The organism is Dietzia maris (assembly GCF_014144855.1).
GTDB lineage: Bacteria > Actinomycetota > Actinomycetes > Mycobacteriales > Mycobacteriaceae > Dietzia > Dietzia kunjamensis.
The window spans coordinates 1-7,653 of the sequence record NZ_JAALDN010000459.1; the positions used below are offsets into that span (position 1 = coordinate 1).

At 70.1% G+C, this 7,653-nt stretch carries 10 protein-coding genes; 8 read left to right on the forward strand and 2 right to left on the reverse strand.

Going from position 1 to position 7,653, the window contains the following annotated elements; translation table 11 throughout:
- Positions 1 to 12: 12 nt before the first annotated feature.
- From G6024_RS14210 to G6024_RS14230, 5 genes are all read left to right on the forward strand, one after another.
- Positions 13 to 855: an SDR family oxidoreductase gene (locus G6024_RS14210; RefSeq protein ID WP_067719420.1), complete on the forward strand. Its 843-nt coding sequence runs from the start codon at positions 13 to 15 to the stop codon at positions 853 to 855.
- Positions 852 to 1,502 carry a TrmH family RNA methyltransferase gene (locus tag G6024_RS14215; RefSeq protein WP_067719417.1) on the forward strand — a complete coding sequence of 217 codons (651 nt, stop codon included), beginning with the start codon at positions 852 to 854 and terminating at the stop codon, positions 1,500 to 1,502. Before G6024_RS14210 ends, G6024_RS14215 begins: the two co-directional genes overlap by 4 nt.
- 86 nt (positions 1,503 to 1,588) lie before the next feature.
- The gene (locus G6024_RS14220) at positions 1,589 to 2,068 is read left to right on the forward strand and encodes a DUF2975 domain-containing protein (protein WP_159148994.1); all 480 of its coding nucleotides are present in this window, start codon (positions 1,589 to 1,591) and stop codon (positions 2,066 to 2,068) included.
- Positions 2,068 to 2,274: a helix-turn-helix domain-containing protein gene (locus tag G6024_RS14225; RefSeq protein ID WP_067719412.1), complete on the forward strand. Its 207-nt coding sequence runs from the start codon at positions 2,068 to 2,070 to the stop codon at positions 2,272 to 2,274. The genes G6024_RS14220 and G6024_RS14225 overlap by 1 nt, the downstream gene beginning before the upstream one ends.
- Before the next feature lie 8 nt (positions 2,275 to 2,282).
- A complete protein-coding gene (locus G6024_RS14230; protein ID WP_067719563.1) occupies positions 2,283 to 2,462 on the forward strand; it encodes a hypothetical protein in 180 nt (59 codons plus the stop codon).
- A gap of 22 nt (positions 2,463 to 2,484) precedes the next feature.
- Here the strand turns inward: G6024_RS14230 and G6024_RS14235 are convergent, their stop codons facing one another.
- Complete coding sequence (locus tag G6024_RS14235; protein WP_194307475.1) at positions 2,485 to 3,120, reverse strand: DedA family protein; 636 nt, start codon at positions 3,118 to 3,120, stop codon at positions 2,485 to 2,487.
- A 137-nt stretch (positions 3,121 to 3,257) separates the two neighbouring features.
- On the opposite strand from G6024_RS14235, the gene G6024_RS14240 reads away from it, so the two are divergent.
- From G6024_RS14240 to G6024_RS14250, 3 genes are all read left to right on the forward strand, one after another.
- The gene (locus tag G6024_RS14240) at positions 3,258 to 4,253 is read left to right on the forward strand and encodes an MsnO8 family LLM class oxidoreductase (protein ID WP_096907463.1); all 996 of its coding nucleotides are present in this window, start codon (positions 3,258 to 3,260) and stop codon (positions 4,251 to 4,253) included.
- A gap of 130 nt (positions 4,254 to 4,383) precedes the next feature.
- Complete coding sequence (gene fbaA / locus G6024_RS14245; protein WP_159148996.1) at positions 4,384 to 5,427, forward strand: class II fructose-bisphosphate aldolase; 1,044 nt, start codon at positions 4,384 to 4,386, stop codon at positions 5,425 to 5,427.
- 247 nt (positions 5,428 to 5,674) lie between these two features.
- Complete coding sequence (locus tag G6024_RS14250) at positions 5,675 to 7,231, forward strand: HNH endonuclease signature motif containing protein (protein WP_235027925.1); 1,557 nt, start codon at positions 5,675 to 5,677, stop codon at positions 7,229 to 7,231.
- Between the two features lie 63 nt (positions 7,232 to 7,294).
- On the opposite strand, the gene G6024_RS14255 is transcribed toward G6024_RS14250, so the two are convergent.
- The coding region (locus tag G6024_RS14255) for a hypothetical protein (protein ID WP_159148997.1) at positions 7,295 to 7,653 on the reverse strand (359 nt) is incomplete at its 5' end.

Below are 7,653 nucleotides of genomic sequence, written 5' to 3' on the forward strand. Positions count from 1 at the left end.
TGGGAGCGCGTCGTGACCGCCGCGGGCGCACAGGGTCCCGGCACGCCGTCCACCGGCACGGTCCGTACGGTCCTGGTCACCGGCGCTGGCCGCGGGATCGGCGAGGCCACCGCGCGCCGGTTCGCCGACGCCGGCTACCTCGTGGGCGCGTACGACCTCCAGCCCTGTGCGTGGGCCGAGGGAGACGAGCGGATCGTCACCGGTTCGCTCGACGTCACTGATCCCGCCGCGTGGGAGGCCGCTCTCACCGAGCTCGCCGCCCGTAGCGGTGGCGCGCTGGACGTGCTGGTCAACAACGCCGGCCTGCTCTACGGCACTCCGTTCATGGACGCGAGTTTCGAGCAGGACGCCGCGCTGGTGGACGTCAACGTCAAGGGGGTGCTCTACGGCTGTCGCGCCGCGTTCCCGTTCCTGGAGAAGTCCGCCACCCCGACCGTGGTGAACCTCTGCTCGGCGTCGGCGATCTACGGCCAGGCCGAGATGGCGACGTACTCGGCGACCAAGTTCGCGGTCCGCGGGATCACCGAGGCACTGGACCTGGAGTGGGCCCGCCACGGCATCCGGGTGTGCTCGGTGTGGCCGCTGTACGTGGGCACCGGAATGCTCGAGGGCGTGAACACCACCGGGATGCGCACGATGGGCGTGCGCCTCACGGAGGGCGACGTCGCCGGCGAGATCCTCGACCTGGCCGAGCAGACGGCGCGTGAGCCCTCCGGGGTGTTCGGCAGGATCCGCCGGGCGCTGGGCCGCGAGGTCCACCGGCCGGTCGGGAAGCAGGCCACCGCCATGTACCTGGCCTCGCAGGTCGCCCCCAGCCGACTCGTCAAGCTGTCCAATCAGCGCCTGACCTCGTGACGGCGGCGGGCCCGACCGAGTGGGGCGAGGGCGCGGTCGGCGTCGGCCCGTGGGAGACCGAGCATCCCGGGGAGCCGCGCCCGGCCGGCGACCGGTGGGATTCCGACCTCCTGGACGCAGGCGACCGTCGCAACGTTGTCGACCGCTACCGCTACTGGCGCCGCGAGGCGATCGTCGCCGACCTCGACACCCGTCGGCACCCCTTCCACGTGGCCATCGAGAACTTCGGCCACGACGCCAACATCGGCACCGTCGTGCGCACCGCCAACGCCTTCCTGGCCGCCGAGGTGCACATCGTGGGCCGCCGCCGCTGGAACCGACGCGGGGCCATGGTCACCGACCGCTACCAGCACCTGCGCCACCACGCCGACGTCGGCGCCCTCATGGAGTGGGCCCGCTCCGAGGGGCTGCCGGTCGTCGCCGTCGACAACCTCCCCGGTGCCGAGCCTCTCGAGACCGCGAGCCTGCCGCGCGACTGCGTCCTGCTCTTCGGACAGGAGGGGCCCGGGGTGAGCGAGGACGCGCGCCTGCGGGCCGCGAAGACCGTCTCGATCGCACAGTTCGGCTCGACCCGCTCGATCAACGCCGGCGTGGCCGCCGGGATCGCCATGCACGCCTGGATCCGCGAACACGCCGCCCCGGCCTGATCGCCATCTCGCCCGCCCACCGCGACGCCCGCCCGCCGTTTCCCGCACCTATTGGTTTTCGATAGGTATAGGTCCATAGTCGGTGTATGAATATCGAGAAACGAGCGGTCCTGCCGTTGCGGGTGTGCCTGGTGGTGCTGTTCGCGATACTGGTCCTGCTGCAGACCATGTCCCTGCCCGGGCAGTTCGCGCACATGGCCGAGACGTCACCGGGCGACGCGCACCTGCGGTGGCTGCTGACGGCCGTATCGATCTACTGGGTGGTGTGCATCCAGGTCGTGGTGGTGGCCACCTGGAAGCTGCTCTCGATGGTCAGGGCCGACCGCATCTTCACGGACGGGTCCCTGGTCTGGGTCGATGTGATCCTGGGGGCGATCGTCGCCGCCTGGGCGATGCTCGTGGTGGTGCTCGTGCTGGTCGGCATCAACGCGACTGATCCCGGCCTGCCGCTACTGCTCTTCCTCGTCGTCGTCATCATCACGGTCGCCGCGCTGCTCATGGTCGTCATGCGCGCGCTCCTCCGGCAGGCGACCTCCCTGCGCTCCGAGATGGACACGGTGGTCTGATGCCGATCATCGTGCGGATCGACGTCGAACTCGCCAAGCGCAAGATGAGCGTCGGAGAGTTCGCGGAGCGGGTGGGATTGACGCCCGCCAATGTCTCGGTGCTGAAGAACGGTCGGGCCAAGGCCGTGCGGTTCAGCACGCTCGAGGCGATGTGCCGGGTGCTCGAATGCCAGCCCGGCGACCTGCTCGAATGGGTCGAGGAATGAAGCGCCGGGTGCACTTCCTTCTGGTCCTGGCCGCAGTGCTGGCCATAATCGCGCTGGGGGCGACGGCGGTCGTCCTCGGTGAGGCCGACGACTCCCCGGGTCTGCAGGGGATCGGGGTGCTCGTGGTGATCGGTGCCGCGGTCGTCGCGCTGCGCTGGCGCGGGCCGGGGGAGCGCGGACCGGACTAGGCGTCGGCGGCAGGAGGGCGCGCTACGTGGCCGGTGCCGCGGGCCCGTTGCGGATCCGGTCGACGACCTTGGGGCCCGCGGTGATCGCCATCGGCAGCACCGAGACCAGCACGATGCCGATGAGGATCAGGTCGATGTGCTCCTTGATGAAGGTGAACTGGCCGAGCCACGCGCCCAGCGCGGTCACGCCCGCAGCCCACAGCAGGGCCCCGATCACGTTGAACGAGACGAAGACCCGGTAGCGCATCCCCGCCATGCCGGCGACCAGCGGCGCGTACGTCCGGACGATCGGGACGAAGCGGCAGAGGATGATCGTCGCCGGGCCCCACTTGTCGAAGAACTCGTGGGCCTCGTGGATGTAGGCCTGCTTGAAGAACCGCCCGTCCGGCCGCTCCCGCAGGTGATGTCCCCAGCGGTTGCCGATGAAGTACCCCACCTGGTCCCCGAGGAACGCCGCGATCGGCGCGGTCACCAACACCACCCACAGTGGCGCGAACGGGCTGTCCTGCTGCGTGAGCAGGCCGGCCGTGAACAACAGTGAGTCGCCGGGGAGGAACGGGAACAATAGCCCGGACTCGATGAATACCACCGCGAGGAGTGCCGGGAGTATGGCGTTGCCGAACGGCCCGTCGCCGGACAGCCAGAATTCGGGATCCATGAAGCCCGGGCCCAGGGCGAGGACCTGCTGTGCCTGTTCGGCCACGAGGTGCGTGTTCACCGGAGGATCATACTCCCGCGGACCCCGGGCCCGGCCGTGTCCGCGATCGACGTCACTCCGGGCGCTACGGTGTGGTCGTGGCCCCCACCGACCTGCCGGACACCCTCCGCCTCAGTCTCCTGGACAGGTCCCGGACCCGCGTCGGCGAGTCTCACGCCGCCGCGATCGAGGGCACCCTGGCCCGCGCGGAGCGGGCCGACGCCCTGGGCTTCCACCGCTACTGGACGGCCGAGCACCACGCGGTGCCCGGGATCGCGAGCGGGAGCCCGCCGCTGTTGATCGCGGCCACCGCCGCGCGCACCGACCGTATCCGCCTCGGATCCGGGGGCGTGATGCTGCCCAACCATCGACCGCTGATCGTCGCCGAGCAGTTCGCCATGCTCGAGGCGATGCACCCGGGCCGTATCGACCTCGGGGTGGGACGTTCGCTCGGGTTCACCGCACCGGTCCGTGCGGCGCTCGGCGTCGCCGAGTACGACACCGACGCGTTCGCCCGCGATATCACCGCGGTGCAGGACTTCCTCCACGGTCGGGGGCCCGTCACCGCGCTGCCGGTCGTCGAGGCCCCGCCCCCGTTGTTCGTGCTCGCGACCGGTCGGGGCCTGGAGGTCGCTGCACGGGCCGGACTGCCCGTCGTGGTCGGGGGACCGAGGCTGCTCGCCGACCCGTCGCCCCTGGATCGCTACCGCGAGATGTTCCGGCCGAGCGAGGCCACGCCGGAGCCCTATGTGGTGGTGAGCCTGGAGGTGATGGTCGCCGACTCGGTCGGGACCGCGCGACAGCTACTCCTCCCGGAGGCGTGGGCGATGGCGGAATCCCGGGAGACCGGGGTGTTCGGCCCGCTGCGGTCGCCGACGGAGATCCTGGACCGCAGGTTCCGTCCGCAGCAGCTGCGACGGGTCGAGGACTGGATGGCGGGGGCCGTCCAGGGGGACGCGGAGAAGGTCGCACGCGAACTCGCCGTGCTCGTCGAGCGGACCGGGGCCGACGAGATCATGGCGTCCACCTCCATTTTTGACCGCGACGACCTCGCCCGGGCCGACGCTGCGCTCGCCGAACTGCTCCCCGGCTGACCGGTACCGCACGGCTCGCGGGTGCGCGTCGTCACGCTCGCCTAGGCTGGAGGGTGTGCGCCCACCTCCACAGGGGTGCGGCGCCCCGAGATGCGCGCGTCGCACAGCCGAGAACCCTGGAGGAGACCACATGCCCATCGCAACTCCCGAACAGTACAAGGACATGCTCGACCGGGCCCGTAACGAGGGCTTCGCCTACCCGGCGATCAACTGCACGTCCTCGGAGACCATCAACGCGGCCATCAAGGGCTTCGCCGATGCCGGGTCCGATGGCATCATCCAGTTCTCCACCGGCGGTTCCGAGTTCGGCTCCGGCCTGAACGTCAAGGACATGGTCACCGGCGCGGTCGCGCTCGCCGAGTTCGCGCACGTGGTGGCGGCGAAGTACGACATCCTCGTCGCGCTGCACACCGACCACTGCCCCGAGGACAAGCTCGACGGCTTCGTGCGGCCGCTCATCGAGATCTCCCAGGAGCGCGTCGACCGCGGCGAGAACCCGCTCTTCCAGTCGCACATGTGGGACGGCTCGGCCACCCCGCTCGACCGCAACCTCGAGATCGCCAAGGAGCTGCTCGAGAAGACGGCCAACGCCAAGCAGATCCTCGAGATCGAGATCGGCGTCGTCGGCGGCGAGGAGGACGGTGTCGAGAACGAGATCAACGAGAAGCTCTACACCTCCCGTGAGGACTTCGAGGCCACCATCGACGCCCTCGGCGCCGGCAACACCGGGCAGCGCTACCTGCTGGCCGCGACCTTCGGCAACGTCCACGGCGTGTACAAGCCGGGCAACGTCAAGCTCAAGCCCGAGGTGCTGAAGATGGGCCAGGACGTCGCGGTCGAGAAGCTGGGCCTCAACGCCGGTGACCTGCCGTTCGACTTCGTCTTCCACGGCGGCTCGGGTTCGGCTAAGAGCGAGATCGAGGAGGCGCTGTCCTACGGCGTCATCAAGATGAACGTCGACACCGACACCCAGTACGCGTTCACCCGGCCGATCGCCGCGCACATGTTCGGCAACTACGACGGCGTCCTCAAGGTCGACGGCGAGGTCGGCAACAAGAAGGTCTACGACCCGCGTTCCTACCTGAAGAAGGCCGAGCAGGCCATGTCCGAGCGCGTCGTCGAGGCGTGCAACGACCTGAAGTCGGCCGGCAAGTCCAAGGGTGCCGCTGCTTGATTGAACGCTGCTTGATCGAACGGGCCTGACCGAGCACGGCCTGATCAGCCGGGCTGGTCAGCCTGCCTGAAGGTCGGATCTCATCGCGGCCTGACACCGCCCCATCAGCGGCGCTCCTCCACCCGGAGGGGCGCCGCTGTCGTGTGTGGACCACTCGCCGCGGAATCGAACCCTTGTGCTACGCGGAGGGTACCGGTAAGATCGCCTGTATGTTCGAGTCGGGCGCGACGCTGAAGGGGGTGCGGTGGTGAGCGAGGAAACGGGGACGACGACGAGGTCGGCTTTCGCCGGGGCGCTCCGCGCGGTGCCGGAGCCCCTCGACACCCTGGGCGCCGAGGCCCTGAGCGAGGTGGCGCGCTCGGCGACGCTGGCGCAGAACCTGGCGGCGGCGACCCGGCTGCAGGCGGCCCACCTGTTGGTCCAGGCGATGGGGAGTGTCGACAGGGGCTCCCCGGGGCCAGCCGATACGCCGCCGTTCGGGGACTCCCGTCCCGCCTACTCCCGGCTCGAACCCACTGAGCGTGCGCGCAACCACCTGGCCGCGGCCATGTCGCTGACCGGGTGGCACGCTGCCCGCCTGGTCACTGCCGGTGTGCAGATCCACACTCGCCTGCCGCGTCTGCGCAAGGCTGTAGAACGCGGACTGTTCCCCGAGCAGCTGGCCATCGACGCCGCCTGCCGTCTGGCAGAAGTGTCCGACACGATCATCGGCGCGGTGGAATCGGACGTCGTCGGCGCCCTGACCCGAGACCTCGACGGGGGCCACCGCCCCAGTCGCCCCGACCTGGACTCCGCGGTCGACGGGTCCCGGGAGCGTCATGACCCACAGGCCGCCGGCGACGCCGTGGACGCCGCGGTCGAGCAGCGAACAGTGCGGTTCCGCCCGGCACGCGACGGCATGACCAGCATGTGGGCCTCGCTGCCCAGCGGGGACGCCGAGAAGCTCCGCCGCCGGATCGACTCCGCCGCCCGCGCTGCCTCGGAGTCGGGCCACCCCCGCACGCGCGACCAACTGCGCGCCGACGCCCTGTGCGCACTCGGGAACCCCACGACCAACGACATCGGCACGAGCCTGTACGACGCGGAAGAGTCGGCGGGCGCGGGCGATGCCACTGCCGGCACCCGCGCCGGCGCAGGCGCCGACAGGCCCCCGCTGGGAGCGTCGTGGGGCACCGAACAGCCCATCCGGATCTCGATCATCGACAGCGTCGCCCAGGGTCTGCCCAACCGCGTGCAGTTCGTGAACGGCGCCTATTCGAGCTTCGACTGGCTGTGCGAGGAGCTCCTGTCCGGCGGGGACTCCAAGGTCCGGTTCGAACTGCTCGACCCGCAGCCGGGTGTCCAGGACAGACCGGACGCGGTGCTCAAGTACTTCATCACCCCGGCGCTGGCCGAGCGAATCCGGCTCCGCGACGGCACGTGCCGCCACCCGGGGTGCACGGTCGACGCCCACGACTGTGAGATCGACCATGTCATCGCCTTCGATCATCAGCGACCTGAACTGGGCGGACCCACCGCCGAGTGGAACCTCGTGTGCCTGTGTCGCAAGCACCATCGGGAGAAGACCTTCGGGCACTGCGCCTACCGACCCGGACCGCTCGGTGAGCTGACCATCATCACCGAGACCGGTCACGAACACCGCACCACACCACACGGGCCGCTGGCCCAGGCGCGCGACCGGATTCTCGACCACCGATGGCGACAACACGTCGACCGTCTCATCGCCGACGACGGCCACCTCACCAATCCGCCCGGCATCGAGCGGGACTACCGCACCGGCCGAGACGGTTCCCGGCCAGCCTGACTGCCAGCGGCAGACCCGGCCCGCCTGACCGTTGGCGGGTCGGGTCGCCCTCGACGGGTCGGGTCAGCCCGGCTGCTGGTCCTGCGGGACCGCGCCCATTCCGACTCCGGGCTGGCACATCTTCCAGGCGCCATCCTCGTCGCGCATGTGAATCTGCTCCGGGCCCGTCCCGTCGGACGCCGACTCCACGGTCGCGGTCGCCTCGGCGCCGTTGTCACTGATCTCGACCCCGAGCACCTCGAGATCCTGGGGGAACGAACCCGCGATCGATTCGCGGAACATCGAGTCGAGGTCCGAGCCCGTCGCCTTGCTCGACGCGGTGATGGTGTCGACGAGCTCCTGCGGGACGCGGTTCTCCGCGCACATGTGCCCGTTGAACTCGGCGAACGACTCCGCCGAACTCATGCTCTCCAGCGTCTGCT